20 protein-coding genes and 1 pseudogene are annotated in these 20,413 nt (G+C 69.5%); 9 read left to right on the forward strand and 12 right to left on the reverse strand.

Annotated features, from left to right (window positions below):
* Positions 1 to 63: 63 nt before the first annotated feature.
* The 4 genes and pseudogenes from ACSHV8_RS25645 to ACSHV8_RS25660 form a co-directional block, all read right to left on the reverse strand.
* On the reverse strand, positions 64 to 549 hold the full coding sequence (locus tag ACSHV8_RS25645; protein WP_436536899.1) for an N-acetyltransferase: 486 nt from the start codon (positions 547 to 549) through the stop codon (positions 64 to 66).
* Positions 550 to 624: 75 nt separating this feature from the next.
* Positions 625 to 849, reverse strand: a pseudogene (locus ACSHV8_RS25650) (putative quinol monooxygenase); the annotation flags it as partial.
* A gap of 93 nt (positions 850 to 942) precedes the next feature.
* Positions 943 to 1,158, reverse strand: a complete 216-nt coding sequence (locus ACSHV8_RS25655; RefSeq protein ID WP_436536516.1) for a DUF397 domain-containing protein — start codon at positions 1,156 to 1,158, stop codon at positions 943 to 945.
* Entirely contained in the window at positions 1,151 to 2,050 is a 900-nt protein-coding gene (locus tag ACSHV8_RS25660; protein WP_436536518.1) for a helix-turn-helix domain-containing protein, read from the reverse strand. The genes ACSHV8_RS25655 and ACSHV8_RS25660 overlap by 8 nt, the downstream gene beginning before the upstream one ends.
* Positions 2,051 to 2,598: 548 nt before the next feature.
* Between ACSHV8_RS25660 and ACSHV8_RS25665 the strand changes: the two genes are divergently transcribed.
* Positions 2,599 to 2,883, forward strand: coding sequence for a hypothetical protein (locus ACSHV8_RS25665; protein WP_436536520.1), 285 nt, complete (start codon positions 2,599 to 2,601; stop codon positions 2,881 to 2,883).
* Positions 2,884 to 2,888: 5 nt separating this feature from the next.
* On the forward strand, positions 2,889 to 3,281 hold the full coding sequence (locus tag ACSHV8_RS25670) for a helix-turn-helix transcriptional regulator (protein ID WP_436536522.1): 393 nt from the start codon (positions 2,889 to 2,891) through the stop codon (positions 3,279 to 3,281).
* A 160-nt stretch (positions 3,282 to 3,441) separates the two neighbouring features.
* Here ACSHV8_RS25670 and ACSHV8_RS25675 read toward each other — a convergent pair whose 3' ends face one another.
* On the reverse strand, positions 3,442 to 3,654 hold the full coding sequence (locus tag ACSHV8_RS25675; protein WP_436536524.1) for a hypothetical protein: 213 nt from the start codon (positions 3,652 to 3,654) through the stop codon (positions 3,442 to 3,444).
* A gap of 89 nt (positions 3,655 to 3,743) precedes the next feature.
* On the reverse strand, positions 3,744 to 4,406 hold the full coding sequence (locus ACSHV8_RS25680) for an AAA family ATPase (protein ID WP_436536526.1): 663 nt from the start codon (positions 4,404 to 4,406) through the stop codon (positions 3,744 to 3,746).
* A gap of 48 nt (positions 4,407 to 4,454) precedes the next feature.
* Here ACSHV8_RS25680 and ACSHV8_RS25685 point away from each other — a divergent pair, with 48 nt between their 5' ends.
* The gene (locus tag ACSHV8_RS25685; RefSeq protein WP_436536528.1) at positions 4,455 to 4,622 is read left to right on the forward strand and encodes a hypothetical protein; all 168 of its coding nucleotides are present in this window, start codon (positions 4,455 to 4,457) and stop codon (positions 4,620 to 4,622) included.
* Here the strand turns inward: ACSHV8_RS25685 and ACSHV8_RS25690 are convergent.
* Entirely contained in the window at positions 4,600 to 4,986 is a 387-nt protein-coding gene (locus ACSHV8_RS25690) for a DUF6010 family protein (RefSeq protein ID WP_436536530.1), read from the reverse strand. The genes ACSHV8_RS25685 and ACSHV8_RS25690 overlap by 23 nt on opposite strands.
* A 108-nt stretch (positions 4,987 to 5,094) precedes the next feature.
* Here ACSHV8_RS25690 and ACSHV8_RS25695 point away from each other — a divergent pair, with 108 nt between their 5' ends.
* The 4 genes from ACSHV8_RS25695 (at position 5,095) to ACSHV8_RS25710 (ending at position 9,825) form a co-directional block, all read left to right on the forward strand.
* Positions 5,095 to 5,586: a (2Fe-2S)-binding protein gene (locus ACSHV8_RS25695; protein WP_436536532.1), complete on the forward strand. Its 492-nt coding sequence runs from the start codon at positions 5,095 to 5,097 to the stop codon at positions 5,584 to 5,586.
* Positions 5,583 to 6,548, forward strand: a complete 966-nt coding sequence (locus ACSHV8_RS25700; RefSeq protein ID WP_436536534.1) for an FAD binding domain-containing protein — start codon at positions 5,583 to 5,585, stop codon at positions 6,546 to 6,548. The genes ACSHV8_RS25695 and ACSHV8_RS25700 overlap by 4 nt, the downstream gene beginning before the upstream one ends.
* The gene (locus tag ACSHV8_RS25705; protein WP_436536536.1) at positions 6,545 to 8,587 is read left to right on the forward strand and encodes a xanthine dehydrogenase family protein molybdopterin-binding subunit; all 2,043 of its coding nucleotides are present in this window, start codon (positions 6,545 to 6,547) and stop codon (positions 8,585 to 8,587) included. Before ACSHV8_RS25700 ends, ACSHV8_RS25705 begins: the two co-directional genes overlap by 4 nt.
* Before the next feature lie 560 nt (positions 8,588 to 9,147).
* On the forward strand, positions 9,148 to 9,825 hold the full coding sequence (locus tag ACSHV8_RS25710) for a SprT-like domain-containing protein (RefSeq protein WP_436536538.1): 678 nt from the start codon (positions 9,148 to 9,150) through the stop codon (positions 9,823 to 9,825).
* Positions 9,826 to 9,884: 59 nt separating this feature from the next.
* On the opposite strand, the gene ACSHV8_RS25715 is transcribed toward ACSHV8_RS25710, so the two are convergent.
* Genes ACSHV8_RS25715 through mmsA form a run of 3 tightly spaced genes read right to left on the reverse strand, consistent with a single transcriptional unit; the run spans position 9,885 to position 13,856 of the window.
* Entirely contained in the window at positions 9,885 to 10,994 is a 1,110-nt protein-coding gene (locus ACSHV8_RS25715) for a substrate-binding domain-containing protein (protein ID WP_436536540.1), read from the reverse strand.
* A gap of 19 nt (positions 10,995 to 11,013) precedes the next feature.
* Positions 11,014 to 12,312, reverse strand: coding sequence for a multiple monosaccharide ABC transporter permease (gene mmsB / locus ACSHV8_RS25720; RefSeq protein ID WP_436536542.1), 1,299 nt, complete (start codon positions 12,310 to 12,312; stop codon positions 11,014 to 11,016).
* Positions 12,309 to 13,856, reverse strand: coding sequence for a multiple monosaccharide ABC transporter ATP-binding protein (gene mmsA, locus ACSHV8_RS25725; protein WP_436536544.1), 1,548 nt, complete (start codon positions 13,854 to 13,856; stop codon positions 12,309 to 12,311). Before mmsA ends, mmsB begins: the two co-directional genes overlap by 4 nt.
* 145 nt (positions 13,857 to 14,001) lie before the next feature.
* Here mmsA and ACSHV8_RS25730 point away from each other — a divergent pair, with 145 nt between their 5' ends.
* Positions 14,002 to 15,177, forward strand: coding sequence for an ROK family transcriptional regulator (locus ACSHV8_RS25730; protein ID WP_436536546.1), 1,176 nt, complete (start codon positions 14,002 to 14,004; stop codon positions 15,175 to 15,177).
* Here ACSHV8_RS25730 and ACSHV8_RS25735 read toward each other — a convergent pair.
* The gene (locus tag ACSHV8_RS25735) at positions 15,169 to 16,377 is read right to left on the reverse strand and encodes a vWA domain-containing protein (protein ID WP_436536548.1); all 1,209 of its coding nucleotides are present in this window, start codon (positions 16,375 to 16,377) and stop codon (positions 15,169 to 15,171) included. The genes ACSHV8_RS25730 and ACSHV8_RS25735 overlap by 9 nt on opposite strands.
* Complete coding sequence (locus tag ACSHV8_RS25740) at positions 16,374 to 17,525, reverse strand: ATP-binding protein (protein ID WP_436536550.1); 1,152 nt, start codon at positions 17,523 to 17,525, stop codon at positions 16,374 to 16,376. The genes ACSHV8_RS25735 and ACSHV8_RS25740 overlap by 4 nt, the downstream gene beginning before the upstream one ends.
* 79 nt (positions 17,526 to 17,604) lie before the next feature.
* Between ACSHV8_RS25740 and ACSHV8_RS25745 the strand changes: the two genes are divergently transcribed.
* On the forward strand, positions 17,605 to 20,391 hold the full coding sequence (locus ACSHV8_RS25745) for a hypothetical protein (protein ID WP_436536552.1): 2,787 nt from the start codon (positions 17,605 to 17,607) through the stop codon (positions 20,389 to 20,391).
* Positions 20,392 to 20,413: the final 22 nt, after the last annotated feature.

Raw genomic sequence — 20,413 nt, forward strand, 5'->3', positions numbered from 1 at the left:
GGGCTCCGGCTCCGGAACCCGTTCATCCTGCGCGCCGGGGCTGTTCAGTGTTGCCGTTGGGGCCTATTCGGGGTTTCTGCGGATCGTGATCGGGAGTTGGCCTGAGCGGTAGTGCACGACCTCGAACGGCCAGGACTCCCGCAACCACGCGCCGACGAGGTCGGTCAGGGGGCCGTCCAGTTCGGCTCGGGCGGCGGAGACCCAGGACGACGCTGTCACCTCGCCGTTTCCGGAGCGCGACGGGGTGAGATAGACGCAGCCGACGACATCCTCGGTGGTGGGGTCGAGGACCGAGTAGGCGAAGTCGACGCGGCGGGAGGAACGGTCGGCGTGGCTTTGCAGGTCGTTCCGGTTTTCGGCGAGGGTCATGCCGGCCTCCGGGGGCCAGCCGCGGTCGAAGCCGGGGGTTGAGCGGATGTGGTCGATGCTCGACGTCCAGGCCGCATGGTCGGCCTCGTTGTGCTGAGGGCCGAGCAGCTCCAGGCGGAGGCCGTTGGCTGCGTGCACTTCGGGGATCGGGAAAGAGTGGTCGACCAGCGGGACGCGCAGGCCTTTCGCCGGGCCGGGCGACAGGAATTCGACTCGGTGGTCGACGAGCAGGGGGTTCTTGCGGGTGTGGAAGTCGATGACGTAGGGCGCGGACTCGTGTTTCTGGAACGCGTCTTCCTTGTCGGCGTAGACCTCGTAGAACACCCGGGCCAGGGGTTCGCCCTCGACCGTCGCGGTGGCGTAGACCAGGGTGCCGGGCTCGTGCTTCTTGATCTGCTCGACGACCTCGGCGGTCAGCTCGTCGAACTTCTCGGCGGATTCCTCGTCACGGATGTTGAAGCGGACCACCAGCGCGAACATCGTGTTCCTCCGACGCCGGGCGGGCCTGGGACCCGCGCGAAAAGTGCCAACGCCCCCGGCGGTGGTCGCCGGGGGCTGTTCAACGGCAGGGGGTTACAGGTCGAACTCGCCGGCCTGCACCGCGCCGAGGAAGGTGCTCCACTCGGTGCGGTTGAAGAGGAGCGGGGCGAGGTCGGGGTTCTTGCTGTCGCGGACGGCGATGACGTCCTGGGCGGCGAACGTCGTGGAGACCTCGACGCAGTTGTTCTCCCCGCTGCGGGTGGACTTCCGGTAGACGGCCGCACTGAGGTCGATGCCGCTGCTAGTCATGTTGCAGTCCTTCCATTGTCGCTCGAACCATTTCCTGCGAGGCGGTCTCGTCGAGGGCCCGACTCTCCAGATCCTTCCAGACCATCTCGTAGACCGTGATCTGCTCGGGCTTCTGCAGATAGAGCGCTCCCGCGAGTGCGTCGACATAGGCGAGCGGCGACTCGAACGGCACTCCACTCGGTTCGTAGACCGGGAAGTCGAGCAGGGTGAACGGTGCGGACGCCGTGACACCGGCGTGCAGCCCGGCGCTGAACGGCAGGATGCGGACGCTGACGTTGCCCCACCGGGAAACCGTGAGCAGATGGTCGAGCTGCTCGATCATGACCGCCGGTGACCCGGCCACACGACGAAGAACCGCCTCGTTGAGGATCACTTCCAGGCGAGGCGCCCGGCCTTTGGTGAGCAGAGTCTGCCGCTGCGTGCGGATGTCGATGCGCTGGCGGATCTCCTCCGTGCTGAACCGACCGGCGTTCACGCTGAGGATCGCCTCGGTGTATGCCGGCATCTGCAGGAGGCCGTGGAAGAGTTCGAACTCGTAGGCCCGGATCCGCTCGGCGCTGCTCTCCAGCATCACGTACTCGCCGAAGAAGCCCGGGATGTCCTCGGTCCGGTCCTGATACCAGGGCCGGTCCTTGCCGTTGCGGCTCTCCGCGGCGAGGGCCAGGAGCAGGGCCGTGGTCTCCTCGTCGGACTCGTAGACCTGCAGAATCGCGGCCAGGTCGCGGGACTTGAGCCGGACGCGGTCGCCTCTCTCCACACGCTCCAGAGTCGACGTGCCCACATCGGCCAACTCCGAGGCGTGCTTGATCGACAGACCTTTCGCTCCTCGCAAGGCCTTCAGTGTCCGGCCGATATACCGCCTTACCAGCGCGGCATCAATCACGTCGCTCACAAAACCCCCGTCCTCACCTCAGTCGACTGCGTTCGCTCGTCAGGCAATTGACGTATACCCGTGCGGCAATGTTATGCCGTTCCGCCAATTGAATCCACTTCAGAATGATCAACATTATCTTGGCATGCCACTTATTGATGCATGAGCCTCTGATGTATTGATTTCTGACGTGCGTCAGTTTCTTATGGACGGAGCGGTTCATCCGGAGGAGGCGCGGGCACGATGATCATTTCGCTGATTGGTGCTGCTCACCTGGGGTGCCACCGCGGACGTCGGCGATGAGCGGGGCGACCGGGACGTTCGGGCGGGCACCGCTGCACCGGCCTGGCGGGTGGCGCCAGTTCGTCGAGGGCCGGGGCCGGACGCCGGACGAGCGCCGCGACGGGCCGTTGCGGTGATGACGCTGGTGTTTGCGCTCGGTGCGTTGATTTTCGGTGGCGCGGCCGGGGTGGTGATCGGCCGGATCATCGGGCTGCGCTGCCCCGGATGCGGGCGGAGCAAGGAGTGCCTGCTCTGTGAACGAGGAATTGTCCTGGAGAGGAGACGATATGATCCGGCAAAGCGAGCTGATCGCCGTGCTGAACGCGATCGCCGTGGACGCTGAAGTGCAGGTCCGGCTGGACGGAATCCCGTTGGAGATCATCGGGGTCCGGTTCGACGAGTTCCGCGGATTGATCACGCTGGCGCTCGACGACGATCAGTCCCGGGAAAGGATCCGCCGGTTCGTGGGTGCGCTGACCGACGACAAGACGGAGTCCGAGGACGGGCGGCCGGAACATGCGGTCCGGCGGAACTCGCGAGGACACTTCGAACTGCTGCGGTCGAGTGAGTAGGCGGGATGACGACTCCGGCCTTCGGCGGCCCGCCCCGGCTGGTGGGTGCGCGCGAGATCGGCGAGCGACTGGTGGTGTCCCGTCAGCGGATTCAGCAGTTGGCCGACCGAGCCGACTTTCCGGAACCCTTCCAGGAACTGCGGATGGGCCGGGTGTGGTGGGCGACCGATGTGGAGGCCTGGATCCGGTGGTGGCGATCCGGCACCCGGTCGGCGTATCAGCCGCCCACCGTGAACGACGAGGAGACCTTCCGGCGGCTGGCCGAACGGATCGCGGACACGCTCGGGGAACGGGGTGTCGCCTTCGTCGAGGATGAGCAGATCCCGATGTTGAGCGGGCTGGTCCGTCTGCTGATCAGCGCCTCGGGGATCAGCCGGTGCGACGGGCGGGCGTGGTGAACGGGTTTGTTGCTCTGACCGCAACCAACCGACCACGTCGCCCTTTCGGGCTGAGCGTTCTGGGCGCGCCAGCGCCCTGCTCAGCCCGGAAGGGTCCCCGCGGGAGCGACGATCCGGACCACGGCGGACCGAGGCAATGAAGATCTTGAAGGTTTTCGGGTCAGACCGTGACGTCGAGGCGGCCGGTGGTCTTGGCGGACTGCTGGGCGTCCGTGACGGCCTTCTGGCGGTCGGCGATCGTGGCCTGGTCGTCGGCGACGACCTTGGCCTGGGTGGCGGTGTCGGTGGCCAGCTTCTGCTGGGCGGCGGCGAGGGCCGTCCGGGCGTCGCTGTAGGCGCTGGTGGACGAGGAAACCGCGCTGATCGAGGCCATTGTCGTGCTCCTTCCGTGGGGCGACTGTCGCCCTGAACGTGGGAACACTTCGGCGGTGGGGGTGGTGACCTGCGCGTTCCACAGGAGGTTCATAGGAAGTCGAGGACCGGGCTGATGTCGGGTTTGCCGCCGGTGGAGGTGTCGATCCGGACGACGTGGTGGGCGGCGGCGGGTGGTTCGAAGATCGACGGCTGCATCTCGCCGCGTTCGAACTGGTCGAGCAGGGTGAGGTCGCCGGGGTGGATGCCACCGACCGGGCGGCCGTGGCCGGCGCGGTCGCGGAGGCGCTGGTGGATGACGGTGGGGTCGGCGATGACGTGTACGGCCAGGATGCGGGCTCGGGCGGCGAGCAGGCCGTCGATCAGCGGGCGGGAGAGTACGGAGTTCTCGACCACGAGGCTCATGCCGCGTCGGGCGAAACGGCAGGACGTCTCGACCAGCAGGGTCTCGGCCTGGCCGCGAACATCGTCCTGTCCGGGCCGGGATCGTCGACGGCTCGCTGCGCCCTCGGTCATGACGACCTCGGACGCCTGGAGGCCGGCCGTGGCCTCGGAGTGGGCGGCGCGAGACAGGCGGAGGCCGGCGGCGAGTTCGTCGCGGGTCAACAGCAGGAGGCCGAGTTCGGCGGCGATCGCGGCGGCGACGGTGGTCTTGCCGGCGGCGGGTGATCCGCAGACGGCCACGATCAGCGGTCTCGGCTCCGCAGAGGTCGGGAAGGAGAAGAGGCCGGGGAACCGTTCGGCGGTCGACACGCCGTCATCCTCTCAGCGCGCCGGGCGGTGATCTGCTTGGGTGGGCGGATGGCGACCTGCAATCTGTGCCACGAGGACTTCACCGACGAGCAGATCGAGGAGCATCGGCGGGACGTGCACCCGGACGTCGCGGCGGACGGGACCAACAAGTCGGACGGGAGCCGGATCGTGCCGGATGCGGCGAATCCGCAGGTCAGGCTGGACGACGACGCCTGAGCAGGGTGGGGCCGCCGGCCAGGCACCACACGGCGATCACCGGGTCGCAAATGGCGCAGCCGAACGACGAGTCGTGGGCGAACGGCAGGATCGGATTGCCCTTGAGGTGGTGCAGCACGTCCCAGGCGGTGTGCAGCAGCCAGCCGACACCGATCCACCGCCAGTTGCGCAGGCCGAGCCAGGCGACGACGGTCATGACCGTCGTGAACGCGAGTTCCCAGACGCCGAAGCCGCCGCCGCTGACGTAGACGGCGCCGGCGCCGGCGATGCCGAGCGCGTTGACCTTCTGGCGGTGCGGTTCCGGGATCAGGGACAGCAGCAGGACGGCGACAGCGCCGATGAGCAGCGGTGTTAGCACAGACATGGCTCGAATTTAGGTAAGAACGACGGGCGTCGACAGCGGCCGGAATGACCACCTCCGACGGGATCTGGCCAACCGGTTTAGGCGCCGGTAGACGGGTATCGGCGGGGGATGCGTCTCACCGTCAACGGTGCTCAGCACCACCTCGTCGGCCTGGACCCGCGGACCACCCTGCTCGATGTGCTGCGCGAGCGGCTGCATCTGACCGGCGCCAAGAAGGGCTGCGACCACGGGCAGTGCGGGGCGTGCACGGTGCTGCTCGGCGGGCGCCGGGTCAACAGCTGCCTGATCCTGGCCGTCACCCAGCCGGACGCCGAGATCGTCACCGTCGAAGGGCTGGGGCACAAAGGGGAGCCGCACCCGGTCCAGCGGGGGTTTCTCGATCATGACGGGTTCCAGTGCGGGTACTGCACGCCGGGCCAGATCTGCTCGGCGGTGGGCATGCTCGACGAGGTCGGCCAAGGGTGGCCGAGCGCGGTGACCGACGGGAACCCGGATCTGCTGACCGACGCCGAGATCCGGGAGCGGATGAGCGGCAACCTGTGCCGCTGCGGGGCGTACCCGAACATGGTTCCGGCGATCAAACAGGCGGCGGGTCGATGAAAACCTTCGATTACCGTACGGCGACGGGCCTGGCCGACGGGCTCGAACCCGGCGCCGTGTTCCTGGCCGGTGGGACGAACCTGGTCGACCTGATGAAACTGGGCGTGGCGACTCCGGACGTGCTCGTGGACGTGAACCGGTTGCCGCTGGGCGAGGTGTCCGACCTGCCCGGGGGCGGGGTGCGGGTCGGGGCCGCCGTACGCAACAGTGATCTTGCCGCTGATCGGCGGATCCGGACCGCCTATCCGATGCTCAGCCAGGCACTGCTGTCCGGGGCTTCGGGGCAGTTGCGGAACATGGCGACGACCGGCGGGAATCTGCTGCAGCGCACCCGGTGCCGATATTTCATGGACGCGACGATGCCCTGCAACAAGCACCTTCCCGGATCAGGCTGCCCGGCGCGCGACGGCGACCACCGTAATCTCGCGATCCTCGGCGCCTCGCAAGCGTGCGTGGCGACGCACCCGTCGGACATGGCGGTGGCGTTGGCCGCGCTCGGCGCGGTCGTGCGGGTAGAGGGGCCGACCGGTCGGCGGGAGATCCCGGTGACCGATCTGTATCGGCTGCCGGAGGACACCCCGGAGCGGGACACGGTCCTCGAACACGGTGAGTTGATCACGTCGGTGGACCTGCCGGCGCTGCCGGTGGCAGCGCGGTCGACGTATCGGAAGGCGCGGGACCGGGCGTCCTACGCGTTCGCCGTCGGATCGGTCGCGGCCGCCCTCCGGGTCGAGGGCGGCCTGGTCACCGACGTGCGGCTGGCGTTCGGGGCGGTGGCGCCGAAACCGTGGCGGGCCCTCGCGGCCGAGGAGGCGCTGCGCGGGCAGCCGGCGAGCCGGGAGAGCTTCCTGGCCGCGGCCGACGTGGAACTGCGCAGTGCGACGCCGTTGCGGGACAACGCGTACAAGATCGATCTGATCCGGAACATGACCGCTTCTGTTCTTGAGGGGCTGACCCCATGACATCGATGCTCACGCGTGCGGTCGGCGCCCCCGTGGCCCGGCTGGAGGGTCCGGCGAAAGTCTCCGGCTCGGCTCGCTACGCCGCCGAATACCCGCAGGACCATCTGGCGTACGGATGGATCGTGCCCTCGCCGGTCGCCCGTGGCCGCCTCGACGCGGTCCTGATCGACCCGGCCGAGGAGGAGGACGTGCTCGCCGTGCTCTGGTACGGCAACGCCCCTCACCTGGAGAAATCCGACGACCCGGAGCTGACCGTCCTGCAGTCGGACGAGATCCGCTACCGGGGTCAGCCGCTCGCACTCGTCATCGCCACCACCCTCGAAGCCGCCCGGCGCTCGGCCCAGGCCGTGCAGCTCGACATCGCCGGCGAGGAACACGACGTCGAGCTGCGGGCCGACCATCCCGGGCTCTACACGCCGTCCTCGGTCGTCCCCGGCCTGCCCGCCGAGTCGGCCGACGGTGACGTCGAGGCCGCGCTGGCCGTCGCGCCGGTCACGGTCGACGCTGTCTACGAGACGCCGGCGGTGCACAACAACCCGATGGAACCGCACGCCACGATCGCGCGCTGGGACGGTCAAGACCTTGTCCTGTACGACTCCAACCAGCACCCGCACGGGGTCGCCGCAACCCTGGGCACGATCTTCGGGCTGCCCGCCGAGCGGGTGCACGTCGTCGCCGAGCACATCGGCGGCGGGTTCGGATCGAAGGGCACCGCCCGGCCCAACGCCGTCCTGGCCGCCCTCGGCTCGTGGGTCACCGGCCGGCCCGTGCAGGTGGTGCTCCCCCGCCAGGCCATGTTCAGCCTCGTCGGGCATCGCGCACCGACGGTGCAGCGGATCCGGATCGGCGCGACCGAGGACGGGGTGCTGACCGCGATCGATCACCAGACGTGTACGCAGTCGAGCCGTCTGCTGGAGTTCGTCGAGTCGGCTTCGGTGGTCACCCGGGACATGTATCCCGTGCCGAATCTGCGTACCGGACATCAGGTCGTGCGCCTCGACGTGCCGACACCGCGCTGGATGCGCGCGCCCGGTGAAGCGCCCGGGATGGTCGGGCTGGAATGCGCGCTCGACGAACTCGCCGACCAGATCGGGCTGGACCCGGTCGAGCTGCGGATCCGTAACTCGTCGGCGAACCCGCGCTACGTCGAATGCCTGCGCTCCGGGGCGGAGCGTTTCGGCTGGTCCGGCCGGGATCGGCGGGCCGGGCAGCGCCGCGACGGTGAATGGCTGGTCGGGACCGGGATGGCCGGGGCGACCTACCCGGCGCTGGTGATGCCGTCGACCGCGCGGGTGCGGGCGCTCGGCGACGACGAGTACGAGGTGGCGATCGCCGCCGCCGACCTGGGGACCGGGGCGCGCACCGTCCTGGCGCAGATCGCCGCCGACGAGCTGGGCGTACCGGTCGAGCGGATCCACATGCTGATCGGCGACAGCACACTACCGCAGGCCTCGGTCGCCGGAGGTTCCTCCGGCACCGCCTCCTGGGGCTGGGCGGTCACCGGCGCATGCCGTGCGCTGCGCTCCGGTACCTCCCCCTCGCCGGTCGAGGCGACCTTCGACACGACCGAATCGGTTCAGCAGCAGCAAGGGAACAAGCACGCCTTCGGCGCACACTTCGCGGAGGTACGGGTGAGCACCGTGACCGGTGAGATCCGGGTGTCCCGCCTCCTCGGCATGTACGACGCCGGCCGCGTCCTCAACCCGCGCACCGCTCGCTCCCAGTTCATCGGCGGCATGATCATGGGGATGGGCATGGCCCTGCACGAAGAATCCGTCCTGGACCCGGCCCAGGGCACGTGGGTCAACCACGACCTGGCCGAATACCACATCCCCACCCACGCCGACGTCGAACAGATCGACGCGGCCTGGCTCGACACGCCGGATCCCGACCTCAACCCGATGGGCAGCAAGGGCATCGGCGAGATCGGCATCGTCGGCTCCCCCGCCGCCGTCCTCAACGCGATCTGGCACGCCACCACCACCCGGATCCGCCACCTCCCCGCCCGCCTCGACAAACTCCTCCCCACCCTCCCCTGACCCACCCCAGCCCCAGCCACCTCGCGGGGTTTGCGCTGGCCGGGGCAGCTGCGCGCGGCACGGCAGCCGGCTGGCGCTCAGGGCTGTTTTTCGGCTCGGGAACAACCGTGAGCACCAGCTGAGCAGCGCGCCGCGCGGCCAGGCCCCGCGCCGCAGCCACCTCGCGGGAGTTGCGCTGGCCAGGGCAGCTGCGCGCGGCGCGGTGGCCGGCTGGTGCTCAGGGCTGTTTTTGGGGTCGGAAACGACCGTGAGCGCCAGCTGGCTGGGGCGCGGCGCGGGCGGGGCTCGCGTGGCGGCCGGGTCGCGTGGGCAGGGACGGATCGGGGGCGGGGGGGTGGGGGTGTTGGGTTGGGCGGGAGCAGCGGATTACGTCGCCCTTTCGGGCTGAGTGGTTTGGGCGCGCAGCGCCCTGCTCAGGTCGGAAGGGTCCCCGCGGGAGCGGCGGTCCGGACCACGGCGGACGTAGGACATGAAGATCTTGAATTTGATCTTGGGTGGGGTTGTTCGGGTGGTGGCGTGGTCCGAGGCATCATGGTCGTGATGAGCGAGGAGCGGCACGGTTGAACCTGAACGAGGCCCGGGAGTTGGCGCTGGAGCTGATGGGGCGGCACGGGCTGGCGAGTTGGCGGCTGAGCTTCGACGATGCGAAGACCCGGGCCGGGGTGTGCCGGGCGGCTACGCGGGAGATCGGGCTTTCGCGGCCGCTGATCGGGTTGTACTCGCGGGAGCAGGTCGTCGAGACGGTGCTGCACGAGATCGCGCATGCGCTGGTGGGGCCGCGGCACGGGCATGATGCGGTGTGGCGGGCGGCGGCGGTGCGGATCGGGTGTTCCGGGCGGCGGTGTGTGCCGGAGGAGGCGCCTCGGGTGGACGGGGCGTGGCACGGGGTGTGCCGGGCCGGGCATCGGACGACCGCTCACCGGCAGCCGGTGCGGGTGAAGTCGTGCCGGGAGTGTTCGCCGCGGTTCGACCGGTTCGCGTTGTTCGCGTGGACGTATCGGGGGCATCCGGCGGCGCTGCATCCGACCTATGCCGCCGAGCTGACCCGGTTGGGGGCGCCGACCGTGCCGGTGGCGAGGAAAGCGCAGGTCAGGGTGGGTGATCGGGTGCGGCTGGTGGGGGCCGGGAAGTATGGCGGGCTGACCGGGACCGTGGTCAAGCAGGGGCGGACGCGGTATCAGGTGAAGACCACCAAGGGGCTGCTGAACGCGCCGTTCTCCCTGGTCGAGCCCGCGTGAAAAGGAGCGGGTGCCCCTGGAGGACCAGGGACACCCGCGGAAGTGCTTACTGACTCAGCTCACTTGGTGAGCGGGGACAGCTTCGGGTCGTTGGCGTACGCCTCGGCGGCGTTGGCCTTGGTGACGATGACCGGCGGCAGCAGGTAGGCCGGGACGACCTTGACGCCGTTGTTGTACGACTTGGTGTCGTTGGTCTGCGGCTCGGCACCGGTCTGGAGCGACTGCACCATCTTGATGGTCTCGGCGACCAGGTTGCGGGTGTCCTTGTTGATCGTGGAGTACTGCTCGCCCGCCATGATCGACTTGACCGACTCGACCTCGGAGTCCTGGCCGGTGACGACCGGGATCGGCTTGCCGGCACCCTTCACCGAGGTGATGATCGCGCGGGCCAGGGTGTCGTTCGGGGACAGCACGCCGTCCAGGGTCTTGCCGCTGGTGTAGGTCGAGTTGAGCAGCGAGTCCATGCGGCTCTGCGCGCCCTCGGCCTTCCAGCCCTGGATCGCGGTCTGCTTGACGTCCTTCTGGCCGGAGCCGACGACGACGTCACCCTTGTCGATCAGCGGCTTGAGCACGTCCATCGCGCCGTTGAAGAAGACACCGGCGTTGTTGTCGTCCGGCGAGCCGGAGAACAGCTCGATGGTCCACGGGCCGGTCGGCTTCTTGGCCTTCATGCCGTCCAGCAGGGCCTGGCCCTGCAGCTGGCCGACCTTGAAGTTGTCGAACGCGATGTAGTAGTCGACGTTCGCGGTGTTGGTGATCAGGCGGTCGTAGGCGATGACCTTCGCGCCGGCCGCGTGGGCGGCGTCGACCTGGGTGGTCAGCTGCGCGGCGTCGGTCGCGCCGATGACGATGACCTTGGCGCCCTTGGTCACCATGGCGGTGATCTGCGCCTGCTGGTCGGCCACCGTGGTGGAGGCACCGGCGTACTGCACGTCGGACTGGAAACCGGCGGTCTTGAGGCCGTTGGTGAACAGGTCACCCGCGAGCACCCAGTTCTCCGAGGTCTTCGACGGCAGGGCCACGCCGATCAGCGCGTCCTTGGCGAAGCCCTTGGCGTCGCCCTTGGCGGCGTCGCCGCTGCCACCCTCACGGTCGTTGGAGCAGCCGGTCAGGGCGAGCGCGACAGCCGCACCGACGGCCACGCTCTTGATCAGAAAGTTACGGCGCATTGTGGTTTTCAAACCCTTCTCAGGAGCGGGCCGCAGGCTGCTTCACGACATCGGATTCTGTGGTCACGCTGTCCGCCGCCTCATGCCTGGAGCGGTTGGAGCGCGTCAGAGTTCCGATGATCGAGAAACGACCCTGCTTCTTGTTGTAAACATCGAGGGCGACGGCGCCGAGCAGGAACAGACCCTTGATGATCTGGACCATGTCGGAACCGGTGCCCGTCAACTGCAGGCCGTTGTTGAGTACGGCCATCACGAGACCGCCGACGATGGAACCGCCGACCGTCCCCAGACCACCCGAGACCGCCGCGCCACCGATGAAGACCGCGGCGATCGCGTCGAGTTCCCAGCTGAGTCCGTCCTGCGGACCGGAGGCCGCGGACCGGGCCACGAAGATCATGCCGGCCAGGGCGGCCAGGACCGACATGTTCATCATGACGAAGAAGTTCACCCGGCGAAGCTTCACGCCGGACAGTTCGGCGGCCCGGGAGTTGCCGCCGACCGCGTAGATGTGCCGGCCGCCCGCGGTGTTCCGCGTGTAGAACGAGTACGCGATGACCAGGACGGCGAGGATGATGCCGGAGATCGGGAAGCTGGTACCGACCCGGCCGCCGGCGAAGCGCAGCGAGACGAAGACGATCACGGCGATCATCACGACCATGCGCAGGACCGAGATCCACATGGGCGCCGGCTCGGCGCCTTCCATCTGCGTACGGACCTGGCGGGAGCGCAGCTCACGCCAGACCACGGCGACACAGGCGAGCAGTCCGAGCAGCAGCGTCAGGTTGTTGTACCCGGTGTCCGGCCCGACCTCGGGCAGGTAACCGGCGCCGATCTCGCGGAAGCCCTTGGGCACCGGGACCGTGTCGGCGTTACCGATGTACTGGTTGCCGCCGCGGAACAGCAGCATGCCGGCCAGGGTGACGATGAAGGCCGGGATTCCGACGTACGCGACCCAGAAGCCCTGCCACGCGCCGATCAGCGCGCCGACGACCAGGCCGAGCAGGATGCCCACCGGCCACGGCACGTTGTGCTCGGTGATCGCCTTGGCCACCACGATGCCGGTGAACGCGGCGACCGAGCCGACCGACAGGTCGATGTGGCCGGCCACGATCACCATCAGCATGCCGATGGACAGCACCGAGATGTAGGCGTACTGCTGCGTCAGGGCGATCAGGTTGCCCGACTGGAGCGTGAGCCCACCGGTCTTGAACTGGAAGAACAGGACGATCGCAACCAGCGTGAAGATCATCCCGAATTGGCGGGCGTTGGACGCCGTACCGCCGAAAAGGTTTTTCTGTAGCTCTTTTATCCGACTCATGACGTGGCCAGCTTCTTCGTGGAGGTCATCTGCTTCATGAGGGTTTCCGGGTTGGCGTCCGCCCGCGAGATCTCGCCGGTGATCGTGCCCTCGAAGACCGTGTAGATGCGGTCGCAGAGCCCGATCAGCTCGGGCAACTCGGAGGAGATCACCACGACCCCGCGGCCCTCAGACGCGAGCTCCTGGATGATCCCGTAGATCTCGTACTTCGCACCGACGTCGATACCGCGCGTCGGCTCGTCCAGGATCAGCAGGTCCGGGTCGGTGAACATCCACTTCGCCAGGACGACCTTCTGCTGATTGCCGCCGGAGAGCTTGGTGACGCCCTCGTCGACGGTGGGCGTCTTGATCCGCAGGCTCTTGCGGTACGCCTCGGCCTCGCGGTACTCCGCGGCCTCGTCGAGCACGCCGTTGTGGGTGATCTTCGAGAGCTTCGCGGCGACGACCGAGGTCTTGATGTCGTCGAGCAGGTTCAGGCCGACGGCCTTGCGGTCCTCGCTCACGTACGCCAGACCGTTCGCGATCGCGTCGGCGACGGACTTGAGCTGGATCTCCTTGCCGTCCTTGAAGATCTGCCCGCTCTCGTAGACCCCGTACGAGCGGCCGAACAGGCTCATCGCCAACTCGGTGCGCCCGGCGCCCATCAGACCGGCGAACCCGACGATCTCCCCGCGCCGCACGGTGAAGCTCGAGTTCTTGCAGACCAGACGCTCGGCCGAGATCGGGTGCCGGACCGTCCAGCCGCGGACCTCGAAGAACACCTCACCGATGTTCGGCTCGTGGTCCGGGAACCGGCTGCTCAGGTCCCGGCCGACCATGCCGCGCACGATCCGGTCCTCGTTCGCGCCCTCGGCCTTGACGTCGATCGTCTCGATCGTCCTGCCGTCGCGCAGGATCGTGATCGAGTCGGCGATCGCCTCGATCTCGTTCAGCTTGTGCGAGATCATGATCGAGGTGATGCCGCGCTTCTTGAACCCGCGCAGCAGGTCGAGCAGGTGCTGCGAGTCGTTCTCGTTCAGCGCCGCGGTCGGCTCGTCCAGGATCAGCAGCTGCACGTCCTTGGCGAACGCCTTGGCGATCTCGACGAGCTGCTGCTTACCGACCCCGATGTCCTTGATCAGCGTGTCCGGGTCTTCCTTGAGCCCGACCATGGCCATCAGTTCGAGGGCCTTGTGGTTCGCGGCCTTCCAGTCGATGCGGCCGAACTTCCGCGGCTCGTTGCCGAGGAAGATGTTCTCCGTGATCGACATACCCGGCACGAGCGCGAGCTCCTGGTGGATGATCACGATGCCGGCGTTCTCGCTGGCCCGGATGTCGGAGAACTTGGCCTCGGTGCCCCGGTAGACGATCGAGCCGTCGTAGGACCCGAACCCGTAGACGCCGCTGAGCACCTTCATCAAGGTGGACTTGCCGGCGCCGTTCTCCCCGCAGATGGCGTGGATCTCGCCGTCACGGACAGTGAGGTTCACATCGGACAGTGCCTTGACGCCGGGGAAGGTCTTGGTGATGGACCGCATCTCCAGCAGTGGCGGAGCAGCGCTCATGCCGCCTCCCAACAGGTGTTTTGCAAATTTCTGCGTGCATGACGTCGGCGTTTCCAGACTGTAAATCTTATTTATTTACTAAGTCAACGGGTAGGTGGCATCATGGTCGGCATCGATCAGGTAACGACCGGGAGGCGCTTCCTCGGTGCGGCGAACAGGTACGAATCTGCCCAAAGTCGGCCAGTACAACCGGGCCGTAGTGCTCGATCAGATCCAGTTGGCCGACGGCATCAGCCGGGTGGAGATCGCTGAGCTGACCGGCCTCACCCCCCAGACGGTCTCCGGCATCGTCCGGCGGCTGATCACCGAAGGCATCGTCCGCGAGGACGGCGCCACGGTCTCCAGCGGCGGCAAACCGCGCACCCTGCTGCGCGTCAACGCCGGCGCCGGACTCGCCGTCGGCGTGCACTTCGACCCGTTCCAGCTGTCCTGCGTCGTCACCGACCTGCTCGGCCGGCCGCTGGTCAAACTGCAGCAACCGGTCCGGCCCGGGGCCTCCCCAGCCGAGATCACCAACGCGGTGGCCGGACTCGTCGCCGACGTGCTGGACACCGCCGGCGTGGATCGGGAGCGGGTGCTCGGCCTCGGCCTGGCCACCCCCGGACCCATAGACCACACCCTGGGCGCGCTGGTCGGGCCACCCCAGCTGATGGGCTGGACCCGGGTGCCGCTGCGCAAGATGTTGTTCGAGGCGACCGGGCTGCCGGTCACCCTGGACAACGACGCGACCGCGGCGGCGATCGGCGAATGCTGGGCCGGGGCCGGGCGCGGAATAGCCGATTTCGCGTACTTCTTCTTCGGGGCCGGGGTCGGCGGCGGGCTCATCCTGGACAACCAGGTCTATCGCGGCGGGTCGATGAACGCGGCCGAGTTCGGGCATCAGTCGGTGCAGCCCGACGGGCCCGAGTGCTACTGCGGCAACCACGGCTGCCTGGAGAGCCTGATCAGCCCGAAAGCGCTGGTGGCGGCGACCGGGATGGCCGACTACGACGCCGTGCGGCAAGCCGCGGCGGACGGCCATCCGATAGCCGTCGAAGCGGTTGAAGTGGCGGCCGAACACGTCGCCACGGCGGTCGTCAACGTGGCCAACATCCTCGACATCGACCTGGTCGTCCTCGGCGGGCACGGGCTTCGGCAACTGGAGACCCGGTTCCGGGACGCCACCGCCAAAGCACTGGCGGCCCGGCCCCTGGCCCGCAGTATCCGGACCGTCCGGGTGGAGGTCTCGCCGCTCGGGGCGGACGCGGCGGTGGTCGGGGCGGCGGCGTTGGTGCTGCACACGACGTACTCGCCGCAGGTGTCCGAGCTGCTGTCACTCTGACGACGGGACGACGATCGCGTGCATCCACGGCGGGATGTCCTCGCGGTCGCCGTCGAGCAGCAGCACCACGTAGCGCGCCCGGGGATTGTCCGGCGGCGGGCGGTCGTCCCACGGGGTGTCACCGTCGGTCGCCACGATGACGATGTCGGCCCGGGGACGCAGCGCGGCCGAGGCGGCCAGACCCACCCGTAGGTCGGTGCCGCCCCCGCCGCGCAGCTCGATGTCGTCGACGTCGCGCACGCGGCGGCTCTCCCGGGCGGCCGCGTCGCAGGCCAGCACCCGGACGTACTCGCCCCGGAGCCGGGTGATCACCACCCGCAGCTCGGCCTTGACCTGGGCCAGCATCGTCGCCGAGACCGAGGCCGAGGTGTCGATGACGACGTCCAGGCGAGGCGGCCGGGGCCGGCGCATCGCCGGCAGCACCACGCCCGGCGACGAGGCCGCCCGCCGCGACATCCGGGTGAACGTGTAGTCCCGCAGGCCGGCGACGGTGGCCCGGGCCCGGCTGACCACGCTGTTCAGCTCCCGCCTCCAGTCCACCAGCGGGACCAGGATCTGCTCGGCCAGCCGCAGCAGGCCGGCCGGCACGTCGCCGATCGAGCGCTGCCGGATCCTGATCTCGTGGGCCACCTGGCGGCGGATCATCTCGGCCCGGCCCTCGTCGACGGTCCCGTCCGGTTCACCGTCGTCGGCGTCGTCGCGATCCCAGGGGCGCGGGCCGCCGGAAACGCCGGAACCGCAGTCGCCGTTCGGCCCGTTCGGCGACTCGGGCAGCAACCGGTACAACTGCTCCGCCGTCAGGCCGGGCCGCGCTCCCGGGATGTCCGACCAGATCGTCGCCCGGCCGGGCGCCAGCGTGATCGACGACTCGGTCAGCACCTCGTTCACGGCGGCGTCGGCGGCGACCGCGAACCGGGCCTGCCGGGTCTCCGGCTCCAGCAGCAGTCGCCAGCGCTCGGCGTGACCGTGCAGGACATGGCCGAGTTCGTGCAGCCACAGCCCCGCGACCTCGTCGACGGTCAGCGCCAGCACGTGGTCCGGGTTGACGTACATCCGCCAGCGCCGGTCCACCGCGCACGCCGGCACCGCGGTGGTGACCACCGGAACCATCGCGAACAGCGCGGTCCTCAGATAGGGCAGGGCCTCCCCCGCCACGGCCCGCCCGGCGGCCAGCCGCAACCCGACGTCATCGGTGCTCACACCGGCCGCCCCGAACCCTGGGTGAGCAGGCCGATCTCCCGCAGGATCGGTGCCAGCGCGGTCATGTGGGCCGAGGTCGGCTGGACACCGGGCGGGCGGACGTCCTTCTGCGCCCACCGGCGGGCGTACAGGAACGCCATGTCGGCCAGGCCCGCCTCGGCGATCTTCGCCAGGATCGTGCCGCAGGCCAGCCACCGGTCCCCGGTGGTCTCCCGGGACATGGCGGCGAAGACCGCGGCGGCGGTGGCGAACACCTTGTCGCCGCGGGATGTCGGCACCACGTACGACTCCGGGTCGGCCAGCAGCGCCTCCGGGTCGGGCAGGTCGAGCCGGCGCAGGAACTCGGTGAACTCGCCGGCCGCGGCCGGCCCGACCGCGCCGCTGAGCAGCAACGCCGTCACGGTGGCGTTGCCGCCGGTGGCCTTCGCGGCGGCGTACAGCCGGGCCGCCATCTCCCAGGAACGCGGGGTCGGGAACGCCCGCCCGGCGTCCTCGGACGAGGCCGGCACCCGGGTGACCAGTTCCGGCCGGACGTTGAGGAACGCCGCGACCAGCGCCTTCGCCTCGACCACGTGATCCCGCAGAACCTGCTCGCTCGCCCGGGGAACGACGACCCGGGGCCAGCCCACCGTGAACCCGTCCCGGACCACGTCGGCCGGCAGCGACCAGTGCAGGTGCAGGAAGCGGTTGGCCAGCGGCGGCGCCAGGTCCCAGCCGTCGGCGGCCACGTCCGGCGGGTTCGCGGCGGCGACACTGCGGGTACCGGCGGGCAGGCTCAGATCGCCGACCCAGCCGGTCAGAATCGGACGCAACAGCGCGGCCTGGGTGGCCGGCGGGGTGGTGCTGATCTCGTCGTAGAACACGATGCTGGGCACACCGTCGGCGCCGAGGTCGACGACCCGGCGGGCCCAGTCCGGCGGGAGCCGGCGGGCCGTGCCGTTCACCGGGTCGATCGCCGGGATGCCGGCGAAATCGGTCGGCTCGTGCAGCGAGGCGATCACGGTCTCGACGTGGAAACCGGCGCCCTCGCCGAGCGCCTCGACCACGCTGCTCTTGCCCTGGCCGGGTGCACCCCAGAGCACCACCGGGATGTCGGCGAGCAGGGCCACACCGAGTGCGGCCACCGTGTCGGTGTAGTGCTGGTTCATCCGGGTCGCTCTCCTGACGTCGTCACCGGTCACGATCGTGCGTTACTGTCCCCCGCAAGATCAACACGGGGGTGACACGGTGATCGGCAACACCTGGACGAACACGCTGCCCACGGTGCTCGCCGAGGCGATCATCACGACGACCACGATCGCCTCGATCCGGCTGCCCCGATCCGATCAGGAATTCCTCGGCTGGGTGGAGGCCGGGCTGCCGGAGGGCTGGACCTGGTGCGACTACGACATCGCGCGGGGACACAGCACCGGGCAGATGCACCGGTTCCGGATCGTCGGGCCTGCCGTGCAGCTGGCCGACCACGACGTCACCCGCCGGTCGGCCGACCTGGCCGCGGCCGACGCCGCCGGACGACATCTGGCCTGCTACGCCACGGTCGACGCGCTGGACAGCGTCGGGCCGATGACCGGCGCCAACGCCCAGGCCCGGCGGATCGGCCGGGACCAGGCCAAGCGGCTGCGGACGCTGCGCATCATCTGGCTGGCCTACCGCTGGATGCGCGCGGGCCGTGACGTGCGGACCCTCGACGAGGTGACGCTCACCCGCGGCCCGGGGCCGTCGACCGGCCGGGCCTGGAACGTTCCCGGCGCCACGTCGCCGATGCCTCCGGTACTGGCCGAGGCCGTGGCCGCCTGGATGTCCGGATCGCGGGCGGCCACCGCCGAGCAGTTCGCCGACCTCGTCGAAGAGGGCGTTTTTCAATTCAGGATCAGATGCGGATATCCGTACGACGGTAAGGCCGCCGACGGCGTGATGCATCAGATCGGTGTCGTCGGCGACCGGCTGGTGCTGGCCCACCACGAAGAAGCCGATCGCGTACGAGACCTCGCCGAAGCCCAGGAGCAGCAGCGCCTGCCCGTGTGCCACCTGCTGGCCGAGATGATCGGCGGGACCGAGCCGCTCACCCGGTCCGGCCGGGTCGCCGCCGGCTACGCGAACGAGCAGGTTCCGGCGGCCATCCTGTCGAGCGCCCAGGCCCGCCGGGCCGAACAGCTGCGGACCGTCTGGCTGGCCTACCGCTGGCTCAGGCACGGCCACCGGCTGTCCGACGTGGAACCGTTCCTGGCGACCGGACCGGGACCGGCCGAGGCGACCGAATGGCTCGACGCGGGCGTGCCCGCGGAACGCGTCGTCGCCTGGTACGGCCGCGCCGGCCTGGACGCGTGCCTGCGCTGGCAGCAGTCGCCCCAGGTCGGCGCGGACGCCGCCACCGTGCTCGATACCGCCCGGGCAACCGGATTCTGGGATGCGGCGGCCCAGCTCGCGCTGCTCGGCAGCACGGACCTGGAACCGCCGAGCCGCTGGATGGACGAGGGTGAGGACGAGCTCGCCGTCTGGATGCTGCTCGACGACATCACCGGCCAGGTCGGCGTCGCCACCGAAGCGCTGCGTAACCTGCTGCGCCGCAACTGGGTCCGGGTGACGACGCAGGACGACTGCCGCACCTATCGGGCCGCGATGACCGCCTACGGGGCTCGCCGGATGGCCATCGCCTGGGGTTCCGCCTACGGACAACGGTTCACCGACCGGCCGGAACTGACACGGATCCGCGAGCCGTTCCGCGACTACTGGCGGATCGCCGAGATGGCCAAGATGCTGCGGCCGACCGGCGTCCAACGGATCACCGTGACCGCGAACGGCAGGGTGATGCTGACCAACGAGTTCGACGGGACGACCGACCTGGCCGACGTCGAACAGCTCGGCCTGCAACGGGAGAACGCCTGCCGGGAGCGGTTCGGCGACGACAAGCACGACACGATCGTCCGGAACACGAGCGCGCTCAGCGCCCGCCACGGGGTGCCGCTGACCATCGACCTGCGCCGGATGGTGCCCACCGGTCCGCACGCGCCGCTGACCACCGTCGCCACTCACTGGTTCGACACCCTGCCCGCGGTTCTGGCCGACGCGATCGCGGCGGTGCAACCGGGCATGCAGCCGGCGTCGGCGACCGAGTTCCACCACTGGGTCGACAACGGGCTGCGACCACTGATCGTCCACTGCGACGGACCGCATCGGCTGGTCATCGCCGGTGATCAGGTCACCGTCGCCGACCACGATCCGCAGACGCGCGAGCAGGACGAATTCATGGCCGCGCTGTCCGGCGAACCACTCGCCTGCTACGGAATCGCCGAGGCGCTGACCGGGTTCGGGCCGATCACCCGGCTCCCGGACGGATACGACAGTCGCAGCGTCGAGCGGGTCGAGGCGTACCGCACCGTGTGGCTGGCCCACCGGTGGATGCGGGCCGGCCGGCTGATCGACCAGGTCGTGGCGCTGCTCACCCAGGGGCCGAGCCCCGAGCAGGCCGGCGACTGGCTGGCCGCCGGTGTGCCCCCCGAGCGGGTCGCGGACTGGTACGACCGGCACGACCTCGCCGCCTGCCTGCGCTGGAACGCGTGGCCGCAGGTCAGCGCCGACGACGCCGTACAGCTGGATCGGTTCGGGGTCGGCCCGGACGAGGTGGCCCGTTGGGAGGAACACGGGATGCCGGCCGAGCAGCTGGCCGGCTGGCTGACGCAGATGCGCGACCGGAACATGTCGCGGGAGGACGTGCTCGGGTGGTCGGCGGCCGGGGTGACCGGTGAGCAGTACCTCCGGCACGGGCTGGCCGGCATGTCGTTGCCCCGGTTCCGCCGGTGGCAGGCGACCGGCCTGCCGGTACGGCACATCCGCGCCTACGAGGACGCGCACGTACAACCGTCGATGATCCACGGTCTCGGGACCGCGCTCGGGCTGGCGTCCGAACCGGTGCAGTGGGTGATCCGCAGGCTCGGCGGGCGGCCCGGCCCACACACCCGAACCCATGCCGAGTACTGCGCCCAGGACCTCCTGCACTACTCGAAGTCCTGGTGATTCCACCGCCGCCGGCCATGTT

The organism is Actinoplanes sp. HUAS TT8 (genome assembly GCF_051380535.1).
In the GTDB taxonomy this organism is placed as follows: domain Bacteria; phylum Actinomycetota; class Actinomycetes; order Mycobacteriales; family Micromonosporaceae; genus Actinoplanes.

Coding starts and splice junctions, on each gene's coding strand:
- ACSHV8_RS25655 (WP_436536516.1), bottom strand. CDS start 1,158: ATGACTAGCAGCGGCATCGACCTCAGTGCGGCCGTCTACCGGAAGTCC.
- ACSHV8_RS25665 (WP_436536520.1), top strand. CDS start 2,599: ATGATCCGGCAAAGCGAGCTGATCGCCGTGCTGAACGCGATCGCCGTG.
- ACSHV8_RS25670 (WP_436536522.1), top strand. CDS start 2,889: ATGACGACTCCGGCCTTCGGCGGCCCGCCCCGGCTGGTGGGTGCGCGC.
- ACSHV8_RS25675 (WP_436536524.1), bottom strand. CDS start 3,654: ATGGCCTCGATCAGCGCGGTTTCCTCGTCCACCAGCGCCTACAGCGAC.
- ACSHV8_RS25685 (WP_436536528.1), top strand. CDS start 4,455: ATGGCGACCTGCAATCTGTGCCACGAGGACTTCACCGACGAGCAGATC.
- ACSHV8_RS25690 (WP_436536530.1), bottom strand. CDS start 4,986: ATGTCTGTGCTAACACCGCTGCTCATCGGCGCTGTCGCCGTCCTGCTG.
- ACSHV8_RS25695 (WP_436536532.1), top strand. CDS start 5,095: ATGCGTCTCACCGTCAACGGTGCTCAGCACCACCTCGTCGGCCTGGAC.
- ACSHV8_RS25700 (WP_436536534.1), top strand. CDS start 5,583: ATGAAAACCTTCGATTACCGTACGGCGACGGGCCTGGCCGACGGGCTC.
- ACSHV8_RS25705 (WP_436536536.1), top strand. CDS start 6,545: ATGACATCGATGCTCACGCGTGCGGTCGGCGCCCCCGTGGCCCGGCTG.
- ACSHV8_RS25715 (WP_436536540.1), bottom strand. CDS start 10,994: ATGCGCCGTAACTTTCTGATCAAGAGCGTGGCCGTCGGTGCGGCTGTC.
- mmsB (WP_436536542.1), bottom strand. CDS start 12,312: ATGAGTCGGATAAAAGAGCTACAGAAAAACCTTTTCGGCGGTACGGCG.
- mmsA (WP_436536544.1), bottom strand. CDS start 13,856: ATGAGCGCTGCTCCGCCACTGCTGGAGATGCGGTCCATCACCAAGACC.
- ACSHV8_RS25740 (WP_436536550.1), bottom strand. CDS start 17,525: ATGAACCAGCACTACACCGACACGGTGGCCGCACTCGGTGTGGCCCTG.